Raw genomic sequence first — 18,608 nt, 5'->3', positions numbered from 1 at the left:
GCAGGTGCGCCCCATACCGTATGAGCGCAGGTCGGCACGCAATTTCCGGCAACCCCCTGTCACCGCGTGCCGTCACGGCTCTACCATCGGCTTATCCGTAGCAGGCTCCCCTCCGTTTCTGCCCGACGGCTCGCCGGCGTGCGAGCCACAAGCCCTACGGAGCATCGGGGGATGCACATGAACAGCGTTCCGCAGCACCTGCTGAACGAGGACCGCCAGGAATTCGAGCGGATCCTCGATGAGGCGCTGCGCTCCGCACCAAACCGACCCGAACTGGCCGCTGTCGGACAGCGGCTGAACCCCGAACAGCTGCGCACCATGGCCCTCAACGCCACCGCGCTCATCACGGCGGCCGTGGCGGCCGAGTACCAGCACTACGTGAAGGTCCGCGAGGAACTGCGCCATCCGGCGCCGTCCACCCCCTCGGCCGCCCGCGATTCCGGTTCCGCCGAACCGGGTGCGGACGCGATGGGGCTCGCCACCAGCCTCGGCGAGGCCGCCGAGACGACCGGGGCGGGCGCCATCGCCGTGATCGCGGTGCTGGCCCCCGTCCTCGCCGGAACAGCCGCGGCGATCTTCCTGCTCGTCGGCTACATCCTGAGAATGCTGGCCCCCGGCCAGGCCTTCGCCCAGACCATGCTCACCGCGGGCTGGGTGTTCGGCGCCGTGGCCGCGGCCTCGATCCTCGTCGCCGCGGTCGGACTGCTGCTCACCGCTCTGCGCAACAGCGCCGCGGCGGAAGCAGGGACCCACGACGTGGCGAGCGAGGAGGTGGCCAGGGCCAGAGAGGCCTGGCGGGAGGCCCTGCTGGAGCGCGGCATACTGCCGTTCCTGCAGGACGCGCTCGCCCAGCCCGGCACGGCCGCCCTGCACCCCGCGGCCCCGCCGGCCCCTACCGGCCGCATGCCGCGCCTGGGTTACGGCCGCCCCGGCTTCAGCAGCCCCGACGACGGCTCCGCCTCCGACCGCCCGAGCTTCACCAGCCCGGACTACACGAGCCCCGACTTCGGCGGCCCGGAACACCAGCCGGAGTGAGGCGTGTGCCCCACCCGGGGCACACGCCGGAAGCGGACCGGATCCTGCTACAGCCGTCGGACGATCTGCGCCTCGACGCGTTCGACGGACGTACGGCTGTAGGCGTGCACGAGAGCGAGGTGGAACAACGCGGGCGCCAGCGGCGCCCAGCGGTGGATGCGGTCTTCCCGGGTACTCGTGCGCCTCCAGGGCCACCGTTGGCGACATCGATCCCACCCACGTGGGAGACCTTAGGGATCTTGTGCGCCCCGGGCGGCATCGTGTTCCTTCCGTTAGGGTGCCTGTCCGTTGCCGGGATCCGGCAGCCGGATGACCGCGATGCTTCCCGTCTGAGCAACTGCCAGGCGAGTGCCGTCGGGGTGCAGCGCCGCGACCGGGGTCGGGACATGGGTGACCCCGTAGGCCCCTTCCCGGCGTGCCACAGCCACCTCCGGCCATTGCGCCAGTACGGCGCCGGTGGTGACGTCGATCAGTCGGGGGTGCCCATGCAGCGAGACGACTCTGCCGCCTCCCGCGAGCAGCGTGCCGATCGTGAAATCGACCCTGCTCCGGTGCAACCAGCGACGCTCGGCCAGGGACCAGACACCCAGCTCCCTGGGGCCCAGAGCGGGCAGCTCTTCGTCATCGAGGAATTCCTCGCCGGTCGCGACCACCAGGCGATCGCGGTCGAGCCAGCACGCCGACTCCACCTCGGCGTCGATGCCCGGCTCCATCGGCAGCACTCCGGGCCCGTCCAGTGCGGCCCGGTCCGTCAGCGCGGCTTCCAGATCGAAGACCTCTGCAATGCCATACGGATGCCACACCCAGCCGGCCACGAGCAGATGCCTGCCGTCCCGGCTCACCGACAGCCGGGAGTGGAAGACGTCCCTGTCTCCGCGTGGACCCGAAGTGAGGCACTTGCCCGACTCCGCCTCCTCGATGTGGAGGACGTTGTACTCCTCCGGGCAGTGGACCAGGATCTCTCGCCCGTCCGGCAGAACTCCCAGCGCGACGGGGTAATCGAAGTCTTCGGCGTGGTAGGCGCTGCGCGTCAGCTCACGGACCACGCGCGAACCCTGGACCAGCAGAGCCCTGGTCCCGCGCTCGGCGTAGACGACGCTGTGACGACCGGAGGAGGAGACGACGCTTCTGTCGAACACAGGTCCGTAACCCGTGACCGTCCGGTGCTCCCCGTCGGCCGGGTTCCAGACGCGGCCACCCACCTGGTCAACCAGACTGTCGCCCTGCCAGACCAGCGACTGTGCCGGAGCCGTCGTCTCCAGCAACACCACAGGCCTCATCCCCAACCCCCCTCTCGCCGACCGGCGTCGGCGCCGCTCTCCGGGCATCGGGCCCGAAGAGCAGCGCCCACCCGCGTGCGTCAGTCCGCCAGCGGCAGGTACACCCGGTTGCCCGAGGCCGCGAACTCCTTCGACTTCTGGGCCATGCCCTCTTCGATCTCGGACTTGGTACCGCCGTGTTCGCGGCGGATGTCCTGCGAGATCTTCATGCTGCAGAACTTCGGCCCACACATGGAGCAGAAGTGGGCCGTCTTGGCGGGCTCGGCCGGCAGCGTCTCGTCATGGAACTCCCGTGCCGTGTCCGGGTCCAGGGCGAGGTTGAACTGGTCCTCCCACCGGAACTCGAAGCGGGCGTCGGACAACGCGTCGTCCCACTCCTGCGCGCCGGGGTGCCCCTTGGCGAGGTCGGCCGCGTGGGCGGCGATCTTGTAGGTGATGACGCCGGTCTTGACGTCGTCACGGTTGGGCAGGCCCAGGTGCTCCTTGGGCGTGACGTAGCAGAGCATCGCCGTGCCCCACCAGGCGATCATCGCGGCACCGATGCCGGAGGTGATGTGGTCGTACGCCGGGGCGACGTCCGTGGTCAGCGGGCCGAGCGTATAGAACGGAGCCTCATCGCAGATCTCCTGCTGGAGGTCGATGTTCTCCTTGATCTTGTGCATCGGGACGTGCCCCGGGCCCTCGATCATGGTCTGTACGTTGAAACGCTTGGCGATCCGGTTGAGTTCCCCGAGCGTCCGCAGCTCCGCGAACTGCGCCTCGTCGTTGGCGTCCGCGATCGAGCCCGGCCGGAGGCCGTCGCCGAGCGAGTACGTGACGTCGTAGGCGGCGAGGATCTCGCAGAGCTCCTCGAAGTTCTCGTACAGGAACGACTCCTTGTGGTGCGCGAGGCACCACGCGGCCATGATCGAGCCACCGCGCGAGACGATGCCGGTCTTGCGGTTGGCGGTGAGCGGCACGTACGGCAGGCGCACGCCCGCGTGGACGGTCATGTAGTCCACGCCCTGCTCGGCCTGCTCGATGACCGTGTCCTTGTAGATCTCCCAGGTCAGTTCCTCGGCCCTGCCGTCGACCTTCTCCAGCGCCTGGTAGAGCGGCACCGTGCCGATGGGAACGGGGGAGTTGCGCAGCACCCACTCGCGAGTGGTGTGGATGTTGCGGCCGGTGGAGAGGTCCATGACCGTGTCGGCGCCCCATCGGGTCGCCCAGGTCATCTTCTCGACCTCCTCCTCGATGGAGGACGTGACCGCGGAGTTGCCGATGTTGGCGTTGACCTTCACCAGGAACCGCTTGCCGATGATCATCGGCTCGATCTCCGGGTGGTTGACGTTGGCCGGCAGCACCGCGCGGCCTGCCGCGATCTCCTCGCGGACCACCTCGGGGGAGACGTTCTCCCGGACGGCCACGAACTCCATCTCGGGCGTGATCTCGCCGCGGCGGGCGTACGCGAGCTGCGTGACCGCCGTGCCGTCACGACCCCGGCGCGGCTGACGCGGACGTCCGGGGAAGACCGCGTCCAGGTTGCGCAGTCCGCCACGCGGTGAGGTGTGCTTGATCCCGTCGTCCTCGGGGCGGACGGGACGGCCGGCGTACTCCTCGGTGTCGCCGCGGGCGATGATCCAGTTCTCCCGCAGCGGCGACAGGCCCCTGCGGACGTCGGTGTCGACGAGTGGATCGGTGTACGGGCCTGATGTGTCGTACAGCGTGACCGACTGCCCGTTGGTGAGGTGCACCTGGCGGACCGGCACGCGCAGGTCGGGGCGGGTGCCCTCGACGTACGCCTTGTGCCAGCCGATGGACTTCCCGGCCTCCTGGGACTTCTCGTCCTGAACGGAGGCAGGCGTGCGTGCGTCCTTGTTGGTCATGAGACCTACTCCCTACGCCGGCATTACCCGGTAACAGGTTCGGCGGTCGACGCAGCGATTTCCGTCTGCCGATGTCTCCCGTGAAACCACGTTCCACGTGAAACATCGCGAATACGGAGGTCAGCGCCCTCTCAGCCCGGTGCTCCGAGCTCCCGCGTGTGCAAAGGTGCCTCCACGCTAGCGTCAATTCGGGCGCGGTGAACAGAGGGCCCCTGCCGTTCTTGCGATGATCTGGCGGTGACCACCATGGAGCAGTACCCGTATCCGCCCTCCGAACCGCCGCGCGGCGGCGGCTCCGAACAGGGTGGCGGACACGGCCATGACGGACACGGCCACAGGCACGGGCAGGGACACCAGCACGGCCCGGGCGCCGGCACCGGTCACTCGCACGGGCACAGCCACAGTCACGGACCCGCCGCGCCCGTCTCGAAGCATCTGCGCAAGGTCATCGCTGCGGTCCTGATCCCGTTCGCAGCCGCGGTCGTCGTCGGCCTGGCGGTGCTCTGGCCCGGGGGAGCCCCGGCGCACGAGCGCACGGGCGTCGGCTTCGACCGCCAGACACAGCAGGCCACGGTCGCCAAGGTGGTCGAGGTGAACTGCAAGTCGGTGAACGCCTCCGGGGGTGCCTCGACCGGCGACGCCTCCACCGCCGGGGGCAACTCGGCCCAGCAGCAGGCGAAAGGTACCTGCAGGAAAGCGACGGTCCGCGTCGACACCGGCAACGATCAGGGCCGTACGTTCACCGAGATCGTGCAGCCGGACCAGTCACGGCAGTTGCGCGAGGGCGAGAAGGTCGTGGTCGCCTACGAGCCCTCGGCGCCGAAGGACCTGCAGTACTCCGTCACCGATGTGAACCGTAAGTTCCCGATGGCACTGCTCGCGGGGATCTTCGCGCTCGCGGTCGTGGTGGTGGGCCGGCTGCGCGGTGTCATGGCGCTGGTCGCACTGGCCGTGAGCTTCCTGGTGCTGACGCTCTTCATCCTGCCCGCGATCCTGCAGGGCTCGAATCCGCTGCTGGTGGCCGTCGTCGGGGCCAGCGCGATCATGCTCATCGCGCTCTACATGTGCCATGGACTGTCGGCCCGTACCTCGGTGGCGGTGCTCGGCACACTGGCCTCCCTGCTGCTGATCGGCGTCCTCGGCTCGGAGTTCATCGACTGGGCCGCGCTCACCGGCAACACGGACGACAGCACCGGTCTGATCCACGGCCTGTACCCGTCGATCGACATGAGCGGTCTGCTGCTGGCCGGCGTCATCATCGGTTCGCTGGGTGTCCTGGACGATGTGACGGTGACCCAGACGTCGGCGGTCTGGGAACTGCACGAAGCCAATCCGGCGATGGGCTGGCGCGGGCTGTACCGGGCGGGCATCCGGATCGGACGCGACCACATCGCCTCGGTGGTCAACACCCTCGTCCTCGCCTACGCCGGTGCCGCGCTGCCGCTGCTGCTGTTGTTCTCGATCGCGCAGAGCAGCGTGGGCACGGTCGCCAACAGCGAGCTGGTGGCCGAGGAGATCGTGCGCACCCTGGTGGGTTCGATCGGCCTGGTCGCCTCCGTCCCGGTCACCACAGCGCTCGCCGCCCTGGTGGTGTCGGCCGACCGGCCGGCACCGGAAGCGGCGGCACCCGCCGGGGCACAGCCCGCTCCGGCGCGCGGCGGCGGCAGGGGCCGGCGCCGGAAGCGGTGAAGAGCCCGGCACGGGTCGGAACTCACCGAAGAAGCGTTCCTGCACAGCTGCACGCGGCGTGCCGGAGCGTTGGTCGCCCCGTTGCCGCAACGCCTCAGCCGGCGCTCTGTTCCTCGGCCAGGATGCGGTCCAGGGCCTCATCGAGATGGGCGTCGAAGTCGGCCAGCGCACCCTCCTGCCCGAGCGGCACGAGCTTGTCCGTGCGGTCGAGGAAGGCCACGAGCGGCGGAGCCGAGGAGCGGAACAGGGCCTGGTCGCCGCCGACCTGAAGCCGGATCAGCACCTCGCCCAGCACCTCCGCGTCGACAGGCGCGATGTGCACGTCCCCCTCGCCGCACGGCCGTCCGACTCCGTCGATCAGCAGTTCGCGGCCGAAGGCCCAGGTCACCGGGGCATCACCGGGCAGATGGAAAGTCAGCCGCACCGCGTAGGGATCAAAGGTCTCGTAGCGCAACTCCACCGGAATGCGGAAGGAGAGCTCCTCCGACACGAGAAAGCTCATCATGACTTCTGCTTGTACGGATTCGCGCATCGCCTACCCCGTCACATGACATCGACTGGCCGGGATTGATCCCTCGACCGTACTCAAATCTTGCTGAAAGTACACAACAGATCACAAGGAGTGAGTTTTCAGATACTGATAGAGGGCATCAACGCACCCAGATGGCATCCGATCTCGGCCTGCAACCGCTGTGCGGCGGGCAGGAGACGGTCGGCCTGGTGGGCGGGGAGCGAGATGGCCATCGCGGCCGCCGTGGTGCCGACCGTGATGGGAATCGCCGCGCAGACCGTGCCCAGCGCGTACTCCTGACGCTCCACCACCGGCTCCATCCGCGGCATCCGGGCCAGCCGGCGCAGCAGGGCATGGTTGTCGCGCACGGTGTACGGGGTGATGGACTGCGCCGGATAGCGGGCCAGGTGGTCCCGGCGGGTGTCCTCGTCGAGCTGGGAGAGCAGACACTGGCCGATCGCGTGCGCGTGCCCCGTCTCACGGAAGTCGGCCCACTCCTCGACCGCCGGGGCTTCCCTCGAGTCGGCGACGCACATGACCTCGATCTCGCCGTCCCGGTACATCGCGTAGTACACCGGCACACCGATGGAATCGCGCCAGTGCGCCAGGGTGTCGGCCACCGTGCTGCGACGTTTCTGCTGCGCTCCGCTGCTGCTCAGCCGCTCGGCCGCGTCACCGAGGAAGAACAGCCCTTTCTGGCGGCGCAGATAACCCTCGTGCACCAGGGTGCGCAACAGGTGATAGGTCGTGGGCAGGGCGAGGCCGGTCTCGCGGGCGAGCTGCTTGGCGGGGGCGCCGTACTCGTGCGCCGCGACGGTCTCCAGCAGGCGCATCGCGCGCTGCACGGATCCGATGAGGGTCGCGGCGGACGGTTGCCCCGGAACGTCCGGGGAGTGCGAGGGGCCGGGCAGGGACGCGGCGCGTGGCTGTCCCGGGACGCCCGCCGAGGGCGGCCGCTGCAGCGGGGGTGTGCAGGAGTGCGGCGGGGCGGGGGGTGCGTGGGGTTCTGCCGGTGCGGTGTCAACCGTGGCCAAGGGTCACTCCCGTAGCGCGAGGGTGGGGGCAACCCGTGCGGGGAAGCACGGGTGGGGGTGTACGCCGCCCGCGGGGCCCGGCCCCGCGTGGGGTTCCGGACTCTAATCGCCCGCCACCGCGTGCAGACGGCCTGCCGCGGAAACTTCCCTCGCCCGAGGGAACCGGTGATTTCCGTTACCGGTCACCGGCTCCCGCTTCCCTCACCAGTCGCTGCGCGACGAGGAGTTCGACATGAACTTGCGCACGACGTAGATCAGTCCACCGACCAGGGCGACGAAGATCAGCGCCTTGAAGAGCAGGCCGATCACGAAGCCGACCACGGTCGCGATCAGGCTGCCGAAGACCACCAGGGCGATGACCGGCACCGCGACCCACTTCACCCACCACGGCAGCCCCGCGAAGATCTCTCGCATTGCCCTCGTCCTTTGCGTTCCGGTGCGTCCACGGCGTATTGCGCGCTGTCGTGGACGCAGCTCTCGATGTCTGCACTCGATGCTAGGGCCGCCAGTGGGTCCCGCGGGGGCCTCGCACCCCTTGTCCTCCCCTGACCCTCCCCCTAGGGAACCCCGAGGGCCGGGCTCAGGCCTCAGGCGGAGAGAAGACGACCAGAACCCGCAGATCCTCGCTGATGTGGTGGAACTTGTGGGCGACGCCGGCCGGCACGTAGACCACGCTGCCCCGGGCCACCTGGGTGGTCTCCTCGCCGACGGTGATCGATGCGCGGCCGCTGACGACGAAGTAGACCTCGTCCTGGTTGTGCGGCCGCTGCGGGTCGTGTTCGCCCGCGTTGAGGGCGTACAGGCCGACCGACATGTGACGTTCGCGCAGAAACTGCAGGTAGGCCCCTTCGTTGGCGGCGCGCTCCGCCTCCAGTTCGTCCAGCCGGAATGCCTTCATCGCCGTTTGCCGCCCTCGCCCCACTGCTCGCCGTCGATCTGGTCTGCCACGATCAGACACATGAAGAATTTCGTAGTCAAGACGATCGCCAACGCGGGCGCCCTGGCGGTCGCCGTGTGGCTGCTCGACAAGATCACCCTCACGGGTGACAGCACGGCCAAGAAGGCCGGCACGCTGATCGTGGTCGCGCTGATCTTCGGCCTGGTGAACTTCCTGGTCAAGCCGATCCTGAAGGTGCTCACCTTCCCGCTGTTCATCCTCACCCTCGGGTTGATCACCCTGATCGTCAACGCGCTGATGCTGCTGCTGACCTCCTGGGTGTGCGGCAAGCTCGACCTCAGCTTCCACGTGGAGGGGTTCTGGACGGCCGTGCTCGGCGGCCTGATCATCTCCGTCGTCTCGTGGGCGCTGAACCTCGTCCTGCCCGACGAGGACTGAGCCCGCCATGACCTACCGCGTCTGTTTCGTGTGCACCGGCAACATCTGCCGTTCCCCGATGGCCGAGTCCGTCTTCCGTGCGCGCGTCGACGAGGCCGGCCTCGCGGACCTGGTGGAGATCGAGAGCGCCGGCACCGGCGGCTGGCACGAGGGGGATGCCGCCGACCCGCGCACCGTCTCGGTCCTCGACGAGCACGGCTACGGCACCGAGCACGTCGCACGGCAGTTCCAGCCCTCCTGGTTCGACCGCCTCGACCTGGTGATCGCCCTCGACACCGGTCATCTCAAGGCCCTGCGCCGCCTCGCGCCCACCGAGGAGGACGCCCGCAAGGTACGCCTGCTGCGCGCGTACGCCCCTTCGGACGCCCCTGCCGAATCGGCCGACGAAGACCTCGACGTGCCGGACCCCTACTACGGGGGCCGGGACGGCTTCGAGGAATGCCTGGAGATGGTGGAGGCGGCGAGCACCGGTCTGCTCGCCGCCGCACGGGAGCATCTGGAGGGACGCGCCGCATGAGCGACACCGGCAAGGGCCCGGGCCGCGTCGGCGACGGCACGCGGGCGGTACGGGCCGGACTCCCCGAGCCCGTCAAGCACGAGCCGACGCTGCCCGGACCGGTGTTCGCCGCGCACTTCCACCTGCCGGGCGAGGTGACCGGACCGTACGCCTACGGCCGGGACGACAACCCCACCTGGACCCTGCTGGAGCGCGCCATCGGGGAGCTGGAGGCGCCGGGACAGGACGACGTCGAGACGCTGGTGTTCGCCTCCGGCATGGCCGCGATCTCCTCGGTGCTGTTCTCCCAGCTGCACGCCGGGGACGCGGTCGTCCTGCCCTCCGACGGCTACCAGGCACTGCCGCTGGTCCGCGCCCAGCTGGAGGCCTACGGCATCGAGGTGCGCACCGCGCCCACCGGCGGCGACGCCCAGCTGGAGGTCCTCGACGGCGCGCGGCTGCTGTGGATCGAGTCGCCGTCGAACCCGGGTCTCGACGTGTGTGACATCCGGCGGCTGGCCCGGGCGGCACACGCGAAGGGCGCCCTGGTGGCCGTCGACAACACCCTCGCCACCCCGCTCGGCCAGCGCCCGCTGGAGCTGGGCGCCGACTTCTCCGTGGCCAGCGGCACCAAGCAGCTGACCGGGCACGGTGATCTGCTGCTGGGCTACGTCACCGGTCGCAACGCCGAGGCGATGGCCGCCGTACGCCGATGGCGGAAGATCGTCGGCGCGATCTCCGGGCCCATGGAGGCCTGGCTCGCGCACCGTTCCATCGCCACCCTCCAGCTGCGCGCCGACCGGCAGAACGCGACGGCCCTCGCGGTCGCCGAGGCCCTGCGGCAGCGGCCCGAGATCTCCGGGCTGCGCTATCCGGGGCTGCCCGAAGACCCGGCGCACAAGGTCGCCGCCCAGCAGATGCGCCGCTACGGCTGCGTGGTCTCCTTCACGCTGCCCACACGCGCGCGTGCCGAACGTTTCCTCGAGGCACTGCACCTGGTCGAGGACGCGACGAGCTTCGGCGGTGTGCGCTCCACGGCCGAACGCCGCGGCCGCTGGGGCGGAGACCCCGTCCCTGAGGGCTTCATCCGCATGTCCGTCGGTGCCGAGGATCCCGAGGACCTGGTGGCGGATGTGCTGCGGGCCCTGGACGAGTCCGCCGAGTGACCGGATCAGGGGCCGTCGGGCCTGGTCTGCGGCGGTCCGAGCCTCCCCCCTCGTGGCTCGGACCGCCTTCGGTTCTGCGCGCGAAGAACCGCGCGAACAAGGCTAGTTGACTCTCTGTCAGTGTCCAATCACGGTAGCGACAGAGACCTATCGACTTATTTATAGTTGGTGCCTGCCTCGGGGGCCGGAGAAGGGCAGGGAGAGGGAAGGGCGTGCCATGGACCTGGCCTTGCTGCGCACGTTCGTCACCGTGCACCGGGCCGGTTCCTTCACCCGCGCCGCTGCCCTGCTGGGCCTCTCCCAGCCGGCCGTCACCTCGCAGATCCGCACCCTGGAGCGGCAGTTGGGCCGCCCCCTGTTCCTGCGGCAGGCCCGCGGGGTGACACCGACGACCATCGGCGACGAACTCGCCCACAAGGCCGCGCCGCACCTCGACGCCCTGGTGGAGATAGCGGAGAGCGGCCTGGACGACGAGTCCTCGTTGCGGACGCTGCATCTCGCCGGGCCGCCGGAGTTCACCGCCGAACGCGCGCTTCCTGTCCTGACGGAGCTGACCGGCGACGACGGCCAGGGTTTCGCCCTGCGTGCCTCCTTCGGCACCGCGGAGGAAACGCTGGAGGGGCTGGCCGCCGGACACCATGACCTGGCCATCAGCACGGTCCGGCCGCGCGGCGCCCTCCTGACCGCCACCGCGCTCTGCGACGAGGAGCACACGCTGGTCGCCGCCCCGCGCTGGGCCAAGCAGATCGGCCCCGGAGCACTGCGTCTCAAAGGGGCGCCCGCTCTGGAGAACCTCCCGGTCGTCGAGGTCCACGAGTCTCTGCCGTTCGTCTCGCGCTACTGGGCCTCCGTCTTCGACTCGCGCCCGGCCGCCTCCGGCACGGTCATCGTCCCCGATCTGCGCGCGGTGCTCGCCTGTGCGACCGCGGGCGCCGGACTGGCGGTGCTGCCCCGCTATCTGTGCACCCCCGGCCTCGAGCGAGGGGAGATCGTGACGCTGCACGACCCCGCGGTGCCGCCGCTGCGCACGTACTTCCTGGCGGTGCGCACGGGCACCCTCGCCATGCCGCACGTCGCACGGGCGCACGAGTGGCTTCTGCGGGCAGCCGCGGGCTGGGGCTGAGCCTGCCCCGGGTTTTACACGGTGCGTTCGGATGGTGGCGCTCTGGGATGTTTCACGTGGAACCAGCCGGGCCACATTTCTCCCATGACCGTCCGACCCGTGGTCAAGCGCACCGCCCGTGCCGTTCTTCTGGACGGTGACGACCTGATCCTGATCAAGCGCACCAAGCCCGGTGTCGATCCCTACTGGGTCACTCCCGGTGGCGGGGTCGAGGCCGCGGACCCGACCGTCGTCGACGCCCTGCACCGCGAGGTGTACGAAGAGCTCGGCGCCAAGATCACCGACGTCGTGCCCTGTTTCGTGGACACCGTGGAGCACATCGGTGAGGACGGCGGCGCGACCGGCGTGAAGGTCCAGCACTTCTTCGTCTGCCGGCTGGAGTCCATGGACCCGTCGCTGCGGCACGGTCCCGAAGTGGACGAGCCGGCGGGCGAGTACGAGATCGTCCGTGTCCCGTTCACCCGGGTCGGCATCGCCTCCGTCCACCTCGTACCGCTGTCGCTGCGGCACTATCTGGACGGCAACATCGAGGGCGTCCGCGCCATGCACGCCCCCGACCTCGGATAGCCGGCCGGCGCCGGTCAGTTCCCGACGACGACCAGTTCCTCGACCGAGTCGTGCCGTATGCGGTTCGAGGGAATGCCGATGTCCCGCAGGGCATGGACCCCGCTGCGGATCATGCCGGGCGGACCCGAGACATAGGCGTCGTACTCGTTCCAGGGGCCGTACTCCCGTACGGCGTCGGGCAGCTGGAGATGGGCCAGCTGGTCGATGATCGCCCGTACGGAGAGCCACGGGTGGCTCTGCTGAAGCCTGAGCATGGTGTCGATGTCGTACAGGTCGTGGTCGGTACGGGCGCCGTAGAACACCTCGACCTGTCGACGCCGGCCATGCTCGGCCACTTCCTCGACGAGGGCCTTGATGGGCGCTATACCGGTGCCGCCTCCCAGGCAGAGCAGCCCGCTGTCGGTGGTGTGGTCGACGGTCATCGAGCCGGCCGGCGGGCCCAGACGTATGACGTCTCCCGGCCGGGCGCGGTGCACCAGTGCGTTGGAGACCCAGCCGGCCGGGACGGCCTTCACATGGAACGTGAGCAGGCCGTCCGAGCGGGCTGCCGAGGCGAAGGAGTAGTGCCGCCAGACCCGTGGCCACCACGGCGTCTCCACACTGGTGTACTGCCCGCCGAGGAAGGGGTAGGGCTGGTCCGGGCGGACGGTGAGGACCGCTACATCGGCGGTCCTGAGGTCGTGCGTGACGATCTCGGCCTGCCACCAGGCCGGGGCGCGCAGTTCGTCCGCCGCCGCGGCGTCGATCATCACCTGGGAGATCGTGGTGTAGGCCCGCACCCAGGCAGCCTCGATCTCCGGGTTCCAGATATGGGACGTGTACTTGCTGAGTGCGCCGATGAGGCATTCCCCCACGGCCGGATAGTGCTCGGCGCGCGTGCCGTACTTGCGGTGTCCGCGGCCCAGGTTCTGCAGGTAATCGACGAGGACCGGCTTGTTGTCGATGTGCTCGGCCGCGGTGAGCAATGCCTTCAGCAGCCGGTCCCGCTGGGTGTCCATCGCCGGCGGGAACATCGGACGCAGTTCGGGATACCGAACGAATAGGAGTGCGTAGAAATAGGAGGTGACCTTGTCGGCGACGGGGCCGATCTCGGCCATCGTGCCCCGGATGGCGAGGGCGTCCGGGGATGCCTTCTCGACGACGGGCTGAGCGGAGCGCCGAGGGGGCACGCGCTCCGGCGCGGTCGACGCGGCGGCCGGGCCCGAAGGCTCGAAGGCCGCGGCGTGCTCGGGGATCGGCGGGCTGCTGGGCGGGGCCTGTGCGAGCGGCCGTGCGGGCCGCTCGACGGGAGGGGCAGGAATGGGGTGTGCGGCAGGAGCGTCGGACGCGGGGCGGGCGGGGCCCTCCCGGGTCGGCCGGCCCACCGGGCGCACCACCGCGGGCCTGCGTCCCTCGGCCGTCTCCTGATCACCGCCCGATGGCGGGGTCGAAGGCGTCTGGCGCGGCGTGAACCAGCCGCCTCCGCCCGCTATGCCGTTCTCGCCCGACGTGGTGGTCGGAGCGTCCATGGGTGCCCTCGCCTCGAACATCTCTCGGTCGGTCTGCGCACCTCCTCGGGAGGCGCATGCTTTCCCCCGGCGGGCGGCCAGCCGTAGCACTCTTCGCAGCATCCCATCCTGGCCGGATGCCGCGGCCGTATACCCGGAAACGCGGGTCTTCGATCTTTTCGTCCCGTTAGGCTGCCTGCCCTGCTCTCGGCCCGCACGGGATGCGTGTACTCCATCCCGGACGTGAACCGGAGTCGACCCTACCGGCCGTCGCCATGCACACAAGTCCCCCCTTGCATCGCCATGGAACGAGCAAGGGGCGAACCATGAACTCCCTCAACTACCGGACGTGTACACCAATTCATAGGCATCCCACAGATCACGGCCGGTGTAGGAGTATGTGGCGAGTCCGGCCAGATGCCCGTCCGCGTTGACCGCAACGGAAACCGGTACGACAGCAAATAGTTCCCTGTCCGACAGCGAATCGCCGTACGCGACGCAGTCCGCACGAGTCACACCGAATTCCTGGCAGAGCCGGTCCGCGATCGTCACCTTGGCCGCGGCGTTGAGCACTCCGGCCGGGTCCACGGGCGCGGTGAACGGCACGGCGGGAAAGCGCGATCCATAGGCCGCGTGTGCACCCCACCCCAGGAGGCGTTCCACGAAGAAGGACGGTGAGAGCGACACCACCGCGCAGTAGTCGCCCGTGGCCCTGATCTCCGCCCAGACCTCACGGATCCGGGCCAGCCAGGGAGCCGCTTCGAAGGCCGCACTCACATGCGCCTCGGTCAGCTCCGCCCACAGGTCGTACACCCGGGTCGCATACTCCGGCGGACCTATCCGCCCCTCCGCGATCTCCCGGTCGAGCGCCACCGTCTCCGCCTCCCTGCCCAACTGGCGGGAAATCTCCACGGGAGCGGTGGTGCCATGCAGCAAAGTGCCATCGAGGTCGAAGAGATGAAGTCTCGCCATGGGCTGAGGCTAATGGGAGGCCCCGCCGTGCCCCTCGATGTTTCACGTGAAACACGCACGCCTGTCCACGGCCTGTACGAACGGCCACGACATGGCCAAAAGCACCTGCGTCTACATCGAAACAGGTGGACGTCAGGGGTGCCGGTCGGACAGCCTGACCTGCGTGCCGACTCCTTCCCTCGCTGCTCTGCCCATCCGCCGTCTGACGCTCCGCGATCTCACCGCCTGCGCTGACTTGTCCGAAGATCGGGGGTGGCAACGCGAGGAACACAAGTGGGGATTCCTGCTCACCGCCGGCAAGGGCTACGGCATCGACGACCCCGACGGAGGGCTCGTCGCCGCCTGCGTCGTCACGGAGTACGGCTCTTGGCAGCGGTCGGACCTCGCCGCCATCGGCATGGTCCTGGTGGCCGGGCGGCACGCCCGCCGGGGTGTCGGGCGCCGCCTGATGCAGCATGTCGTCGCGGCCATGGGCACCACGCCGCTGACCCTGCACGCCACGCCCTACGGGCGCCCGCTCTACGAGGAACTGGGCTTCAAGGTCACGGGCCGGGCAGAGATGCTGCTGGGGCACTTCGTACCCGGCGGCCCGGAACACGGGGTGGCGACCCGTGCTGCCACCGCGGAGGACCTGCCCTCGATGCTCCGTCTCGACGAGGAGGTGTTCGGCGTCGACCGCACTCCCCTCATCACCCGCCTGCCCGCCTTCGCCGATCAGCTGCGCGTGGCTGAGGACAGCGGCCGGATCATCGGCTACACGGCCGCATGGCCCAACATGGACACACATGTCGTAGGCCCGCTGATCGCCCGGGACACCGAGACGGCCAAGGCTCTCATCGCCTCGCTGGCGGACCGTACGGACCGCCCACTGCGCACCGACATCGACGTTCGCCATGAGGAGCTGCTGGCCTGGGCCAAGGCACGGGGGCTCGCGTCCGTGGCCTTCAACTCCGTCATGACCTACGGCATCACGGACCTGCCGGGGGACTGGACGCGCCGGTTCGCGCCGCTGACGGTCGCCGCGGGCTGAGCGGTCGCACGGCAGATGCAGGCCTTCACCGCTCCGGGGCGGTGAAGGCCTGCGTTGTCATGCCGCGGGGTGTGCGGTCAGGCGAGCGCCTGAACGGCCGCGGCGGCGAAGCCGTGGTCCTGGTCCGGGGCACCACCGCCGACGCCGATCGCGCCGATCAGCCGGCCGTCCCGATGGACGGGGAGACCGCCCGCGATGAAGAGCAGGGGCCGGTCGAGGGCCGTGGGGAGCGTGTGGAAGAGGCCGCCGGGCTGGACGGCGTCGACGAGGTCCGCGGTGGCCGCGTTCAGCTGGAGCGCGGTGTACGCCTTGCGGGTGCTGGTCTCCCCGGAGATCAGCACGGCCCGGTCGTCCCGGCGGAAGGCGAGCAGATGGCCGCCGGCGTCCAGGACGGTGACGCTGACGGTGACTCCGGCTTCCTCGGCAGCGCGGCGGGCCGTGGCGACGAGCAGCTCGGCTTCCTCGGTGGTGAGAGGGGCGACTGCGGTGGTGCTCATGGAGCGTTCTCCTTGGTGCGGTGTATGCGTGAGGTGAGGGGGTGCCGCACGGGCCGTGGGGCAACCTGTGCCCCAGCGGTCCTGGTGACGGTCGAGTACGGGGGGATGCCTTGCGGTCGGGGCGGGCTCAGTGGTGGACGGGAGTCCGCTGCCCGGCGGGGCTTCCGGAGGCCACCACGGCGCTCCGGCCGCTGTCCCGGCGCTCCAGGGCGGCCGAGAGGACGGCGAGGACCAGGGCGGCCGCGGCAAGGGCGGCGCCGACCCAGTTGGGGGCGGTGTAGCCGAAGCCGGCCGCGATCACCATGCCGCCGAGCCAGGCGGCGAGGGCGTTGCCCAGGTTGAAGGCGCCGATGTTCACGGCCGAGGCGAGCGTCGGGGCACCATGAGCCTGGTCGAGGACGCGCTTCTGCAGGGGCGGGACGGTCGCGAAGCCGAGCGCGCCGATCAGGGCGATGGTCACGGCGGCGGCGATCTTGTTGTGCGCGGTGAGCGTGAACAGCGCGAGGACGGCGGCCAGGGCCCCCAGGGAGACGTACAGCATCGGCATCAGCGCGCGGTCGGCGAACTTGCCGCCGATGAGGTTGCCGCCGACCATGCCGAGGCCGAACAGGACCAGCAGCCAGGTCACGGACCCGTCGGCGAAGCCGGCGATGTGGGTCATCATCGGCGCGATGTAGGTGATGGCCGCGAAGACTCCGCCGAAGCCGAGCACCGTCATCGCCATGGCGAGCAGGACCTGGGCGTTCTTGAAGGCGGCCAGTTCATGGCGCAGGTGCACGCCTTCGGGCCGGGGCATCTCGGGCACAAGCCTGGCGATGCCGGCCAGGCCGACGAGACCGAGGGCGGCGACGATCCCGAAGGTGACGCGCCATCCGACGTGCTGTCCGATGAGCGTGCCCAGCGGGACGCCGACGACGTTGGCGACGGTCAGGCCCGTGAACATCATCGCGATGGCGCCGGCCTTCTTGTCGGGAGCCACCAGCTCGGCCGCGACGACCGAGCCGATGCCGAAGAACGCGCCATGGGCGAGGGAGGCGATCACTCGCCCGATCAGCATGACCGCGAAGGTCGGGGCCACGGCGGAGACCAGGTTTCCGGCGATGAAGAGGCCCATCAGGATCATCAGCATCCGCTTGCGCGAGACCTTGGTGCCGAGCACGGTCATCAGCGGGGCGCCGAGCACCACGCCGAGGGCGTATCCGGTCACGAGCAGGCCCGCTGTGGGGATGGAGATCCCGAAGTCTCCGGCGACCTCGGGCAGCAGACCCATGATCACGAACTCGGTCGTTCCGATTCCGAAGGCCCCGATCGCGAGGGCCAGAAGCGCGAGAGGCATGTGGGGGTACACCTTCCCAGACGATTGCAGGAGCGCTTTACGTGCGTCCACAATAGTTGCAAACGCTGGATAAGCGCAACCGCCGACTATTGCGCGAGTGCTCTACTCTGGATCCAGCCGCTCCGGGACGGAGGAAAACGCCAATGACAGCGACGGACCCCGCGCTCACCGCCCTCGCTCAGGGCTGGTCCGCCCTTGCTCTTCTGCACGGGAGGATCGAGGCGCACATCGAGCGCGCCCTGCAGACCGGGCACGATCTGAGCGTGCGCGAGTACTCCCTACTCGACGTGCTCAGCCGGCAGCACGAAGGCGAGGGCGGCCATCTGCAGATGAAGCAGGTCGCCGACGCGGTCGTGCTCAGCCAGAGCGCCACCACGCGCCTGGTGACCCGCCTGGAGGACCGCGGTCTGCTGGAGCGCTACCTGTGCCCCACCGACCGTCGCGGCATCTACACCAACGTCACCGAGGCGGGTCTGCGGCTGCTCGAGGAGGCACGGCCCACCAATGACGCCGCGCTGCGCGAGGCCCTGGACGAGGCGGCCAGGAACCCCGAGCTGGCGCCGCTGGTACGCGTCGTGGAGTCCCTGAACGTGCCCGCATAGGGTGCGGGTATGGGAGATCTTGAAATACGCCGTGCGGCCGCGGACGATCTGCCGGCGATCGTCGCCATGCTCGCCGACGATCCACTGGGTGCCCAGCGCGAGTCACCCGACGATCTGGCGCCCTACCTCGTGGCGCTGGACCGGCTGAAAGCGGACCCGAACCAGCAGCTCGTCGTGGCGGTGCGGGAAGGCCGAGTCATCGGCACCCTCCAGCTGACGCTCATCCACGGACTCTCCCGCAAGGGAGCGACCCGCTCGATCATCGAGGCCGTCCGCATCCACGCCGACGAGCGCGGCAGCGGCCTGGGCACCCGGCTCATCGAGTGGGCTGTCGAGGAATCCCGGCGCCAGAACTGCCAGTTGGTGCAGCTGACCTCCGACAAGAGCCGCACGGACGCCCACCGTTTCTACGAACGCCTCGGCTTCACCGCCTCGCATGTGGGCTTCAAGCTCCAGCTCTGAAAGAACGGCAGGGGGGGGGGGGGTTGCCGGGGAAAACCCCCCCCCCCCCCCCAACCCCCCCCCCCCCCCCCCCCCCCCCCCCCCCCCCACTCCCCCACACCAATACCCCCGACCCCCCCC

General features: G+C 69.7%; 20 protein-coding genes. 10 read left to right on the top strand and 10 right to left on the bottom strand.

The window, feature by feature from the left end:
• Nucleotides 1-171 precede the first annotated feature (171 nt).
• A complete protein-coding gene (locus AC07DS_RS09225; RefSeq protein ID WP_479143840.1) occupies nt 172-1,035 on the top strand; it encodes a hypothetical protein in 864 nt (287 codons plus the stop codon).
• Between the two features lie 272 nt (nt 1,036-1,307).
• Here the strand turns inward: AC07DS_RS09225 and AC07DS_RS09220 are convergent, their stop codons facing one another.
• The gene (locus tag AC07DS_RS09220; protein ID WP_479143839.1) at nt 1,308-2,315 is read right to left on the bottom strand and encodes a hypothetical protein; all 1,008 of its coding nucleotides are present in this window, start codon (nt 2,313-2,315) and stop codon (nt 1,308-1,310) included.
• An 80-nt stretch (nt 2,316-2,395) separates the two neighbouring features.
• Nucleotides 2,396-4,180: a phosphomethylpyrimidine synthase ThiC gene (gene thiC, locus AC07DS_RS09215; protein WP_479143838.1), complete on the bottom strand. Its 1,785-nt coding sequence runs from the start codon at nt 4,178-4,180 to the stop codon at nt 2,396-2,398.
• A 237-nt stretch (nt 4,181-4,417) separates the two neighbouring features.
• Between thiC and AC07DS_RS09210 the strand changes: the two genes are divergently transcribed.
• Nucleotides 4,418-5,869 carry a YibE/F family protein gene (locus AC07DS_RS09210; RefSeq protein ID WP_479143837.1) on the top strand — a complete coding sequence of 484 codons (1,452 nt, stop codon included), beginning with the start codon at nt 4,418-4,420 and terminating at the stop codon, nt 5,867-5,869.
• A 94-nt stretch (nt 5,870-5,963) separates the two neighbouring features.
• Here AC07DS_RS09210 and AC07DS_RS09205 read toward each other — a convergent pair whose 3' ends face one another.
• The 4 genes from AC07DS_RS09205 to AC07DS_RS09190 form a co-directional block, all read right to left on the bottom strand.
• Nucleotides 5,964-6,401 (bottom strand): SsgA family sporulation/cell division regulator, encoded by a 438-nt coding sequence (locus AC07DS_RS09205; RefSeq protein ID WP_403952755.1) that lies wholly within the window; start codon nt 6,399-6,401, stop codon nt 5,964-5,966.
• 98 nt (nt 6,402-6,499) lie between these two features.
• Nucleotides 6,500-7,414 carry an IclR family transcriptional regulator gene (locus AC07DS_RS09200; protein ID WP_479143836.1) on the bottom strand — a complete coding sequence of 305 codons (915 nt, stop codon included), beginning with the start codon at nt 7,412-7,414 and terminating at the stop codon, nt 6,500-6,502.
• Between the two features lie 201 nt (nt 7,415-7,615).
• Nucleotides 7,616-7,828, bottom strand: a complete 213-nt coding sequence (locus AC07DS_RS09195) for a DUF5326 family protein (RefSeq protein ID WP_145878899.1) — start codon at nt 7,826-7,828, stop codon at nt 7,616-7,618.
• Nucleotides 7,829-7,994: 166 nt separating this feature from the next.
• On the bottom strand, nt 7,995-8,312 hold the full coding sequence (locus AC07DS_RS09190) for a cupin domain-containing protein (RefSeq protein ID WP_094218692.1): 318 nt from the start codon (nt 8,310-8,312) through the stop codon (nt 7,995-7,997).
• Between the two features lie 60 nt (nt 8,313-8,372).
• Here AC07DS_RS09190 and AC07DS_RS09185 point away from each other — a divergent pair, with 60 nt between their 5' ends.
• The 5 genes from AC07DS_RS09185 to AC07DS_RS09165 all read left to right on the top strand — a co-directional run bounded on the left by AC07DS_RS09185 (nt 8,373) and on the right by AC07DS_RS09165 (nt 12,102).
• Entirely contained in the window at nt 8,373-8,750 is a 378-nt protein-coding gene (locus AC07DS_RS09185) for a phage holin family protein (RefSeq protein ID WP_479143835.1), read from the top strand.
• 7 nt (nt 8,751-8,757) lie between these two features.
• Entirely contained in the window at nt 8,758-9,267 is a 510-nt protein-coding gene (locus tag AC07DS_RS09180; RefSeq protein WP_479143834.1) for a low molecular weight protein-tyrosine-phosphatase, read from the top strand.
• Complete coding sequence (locus AC07DS_RS09175) at nt 9,264-10,412, top strand: cystathionine gamma-lyase (protein WP_479143833.1); 1,149 nt, start codon at nt 9,264-9,266, stop codon at nt 10,410-10,412. Before AC07DS_RS09180 ends, AC07DS_RS09175 begins: the two co-directional genes overlap by 4 nt.
• 217 nt (nt 10,413-10,629) lie before the next feature.
• Nucleotides 10,630-11,535, top strand: coding sequence for a LysR family transcriptional regulator (locus tag AC07DS_RS09170; protein ID WP_479143832.1), 906 nt, complete (start codon nt 10,630-10,632; stop codon nt 11,533-11,535).
• 84 nt (nt 11,536-11,619) lie between these two features.
• Nucleotides 11,620-12,102 (top strand): NUDIX domain-containing protein, encoded by a 483-nt coding sequence (locus AC07DS_RS09165; RefSeq protein WP_393474651.1) that lies wholly within the window; start codon nt 11,620-11,622, stop codon nt 12,100-12,102.
• Nucleotides 12,103-12,116: 14 nt separating this feature from the next.
• Here AC07DS_RS09165 and AC07DS_RS09160 read toward each other — a convergent pair whose 3' ends face one another.
• Nucleotides 12,117-13,631, bottom strand: coding sequence for a globin domain-containing protein (locus AC07DS_RS09160; RefSeq protein WP_479143831.1), 1,515 nt, complete (start codon nt 13,629-13,631; stop codon nt 12,117-12,119).
• 294 nt (nt 13,632-13,925) lie between these two features.
• On the bottom strand, nt 13,926-14,561 hold the full coding sequence (locus tag AC07DS_RS09155; protein WP_479143830.1) for an HAD family hydrolase: 636 nt from the start codon (nt 14,559-14,561) through the stop codon (nt 13,926-13,928).
• A gap of 163 nt (nt 14,562-14,724) precedes the next feature.
• On the opposite strand from AC07DS_RS09155, the gene AC07DS_RS09150 reads away from it, so the two are divergent.
• A complete protein-coding gene (locus AC07DS_RS09150) occupies nt 14,725-15,591 on the top strand; it encodes a GNAT family N-acetyltransferase (RefSeq protein ID WP_479143829.1) in 867 nt (288 codons plus the stop codon).
• A 77-nt stretch (nt 15,592-15,668) separates the two neighbouring features.
• Here AC07DS_RS09150 and AC07DS_RS09145 read toward each other — a convergent pair whose 3' ends face one another.
• Nucleotides 15,669-16,088 (bottom strand): GlcG/HbpS family heme-binding protein, encoded by a 420-nt coding sequence (locus tag AC07DS_RS09145; RefSeq protein WP_479143828.1) that lies wholly within the window; start codon nt 16,086-16,088, stop codon nt 15,669-15,671.
• Nucleotides 16,089-16,215: 127 nt separating this feature from the next.
• On the bottom strand, nt 16,216-17,424 hold the full coding sequence (locus tag AC07DS_RS09140) for an MFS transporter (RefSeq protein ID WP_479143827.1): 1,209 nt from the start codon (nt 17,422-17,424) through the stop codon (nt 16,216-16,218).
• Nucleotides 17,425-17,567: 143 nt separating this feature from the next.
• Between AC07DS_RS09140 and AC07DS_RS09135 the strand changes: the two genes are divergently transcribed.
• Together AC07DS_RS09135 and AC07DS_RS09130 are read left to right on the top strand one after the other, a co-directional pair.
• A complete protein-coding gene (locus AC07DS_RS09135; protein WP_145878917.1) occupies nt 17,568-18,026 on the top strand; it encodes a MarR family winged helix-turn-helix transcriptional regulator in 459 nt (152 codons plus the stop codon).
• A gap of 9 nt (nt 18,027-18,035) precedes the next feature.
• On the top strand, nt 18,036-18,488 hold the full coding sequence (locus AC07DS_RS09130; RefSeq protein WP_479143826.1) for an N-acetyltransferase family protein: 453 nt from the start codon (nt 18,036-18,038) through the stop codon (nt 18,486-18,488).
• Nucleotides 18,489-18,608 lie beyond the last annotated feature (120 nt).

The organism is Streptomyces sp. NPDC044064 (assembly GCF_056434245.1).
The sequence above is the reverse complement of the archived record's forward strand: the minus strand, read 5'-3'. Positions and strand labels throughout refer to the sequence as shown.

Excerpts from the sequence above, each read along its gene's own strand:
- AC07DS_RS09140 (WP_479143827.1), bottom strand. The coding sequence starts at position 17,424 with ATGCCTCTCGCGCTTCTGGCCCTCGCGATCGGGGCCTTCGGAATCGGA.
- AC07DS_RS09160 (WP_479143831.1), bottom strand. The coding sequence starts at position 13,631 with ATGTTCGAGGCGAGGGCACCCATGGACGCTCCGACCACCACGTCGGGC.
- AC07DS_RS09155 (WP_479143830.1), bottom strand. The coding sequence starts at position 14,561 with ATGGCGAGACTTCATCTCTTCGACCTCGATGGCACTTTGCTGCATGGC.
- AC07DS_RS09130 (WP_479143826.1), top strand. The coding sequence starts at position 18,036 with ATGGGAGATCTTGAAATACGCCGTGCGGCCGCGGACGATCTGCCGGCG.
- AC07DS_RS09145 (WP_479143828.1), bottom strand. The coding sequence starts at position 16,088 with ATGAGCACCACCGCAGTCGCCCCTCTCACCACCGAGGAAGCCGAGCTG.
- AC07DS_RS09185 (WP_479143835.1), top strand. The coding sequence starts at position 8,373 with ATGAAGAATTTCGTAGTCAAGACGATCGCCAACGCGGGCGCCCTGGCG.
- AC07DS_RS09195 (WP_145878899.1), bottom strand. The coding sequence starts at position 7,828 with ATGCGAGAGATCTTCGCGGGGCTGCCGTGGTGGGTGAAGTGGGTCGCG.
- AC07DS_RS09190 (WP_094218692.1), bottom strand. The coding sequence starts at position 8,312 with ATGAAGGCATTCCGGCTGGACGAACTGGAGGCGGAGCGCGCCGCCAAC.
- AC07DS_RS09180 (WP_479143834.1), top strand. The coding sequence starts at position 8,758 with ATGACCTACCGCGTCTGTTTCGTGTGCACCGGCAACATCTGCCGTTCC.
- AC07DS_RS09225 (WP_479143840.1), top strand. The coding sequence starts at position 172 with ATGCACATGAACAGCGTTCCGCAGCACCTGCTGAACGAGGACCGCCAG.
- thiC (WP_479143838.1), bottom strand. The coding sequence starts at position 4,180 with ATGACCAACAAGGACGCACGCACGCCTGCCTCCGTTCAGGACGAGAAG.
- AC07DS_RS09170 (WP_479143832.1), top strand. The coding sequence starts at position 10,630 with ATGGACCTGGCCTTGCTGCGCACGTTCGTCACCGTGCACCGGGCCGGT.
- AC07DS_RS09135 (WP_145878917.1), top strand. The coding sequence starts at position 17,568 with ATGACAGCGACGGACCCCGCGCTCACCGCCCTCGCTCAGGGCTGGTCC.
- AC07DS_RS09175 (WP_479143833.1), top strand. The coding sequence starts at position 9,264 with ATGAGCGACACCGGCAAGGGCCCGGGCCGCGTCGGCGACGGCACGCGG.
- AC07DS_RS09205 (WP_403952755.1), bottom strand. The coding sequence starts at position 6,401 with ATGCGCGAATCCGTACAAGCAGAAGTCATGATGAGCTTTCTCGTGTCG.
- AC07DS_RS09165 (WP_393474651.1), top strand. The coding sequence starts at position 11,620 with ATGACCGTCCGACCCGTGGTCAAGCGCACCGCCCGTGCCGTTCTTCTG.
- AC07DS_RS09220 (WP_479143839.1), bottom strand. The coding sequence starts at position 2,315 with ATGAGGCCTGTGGTGTTGCTGGAGACGACGGCTCCGGCACAGTCGCTG.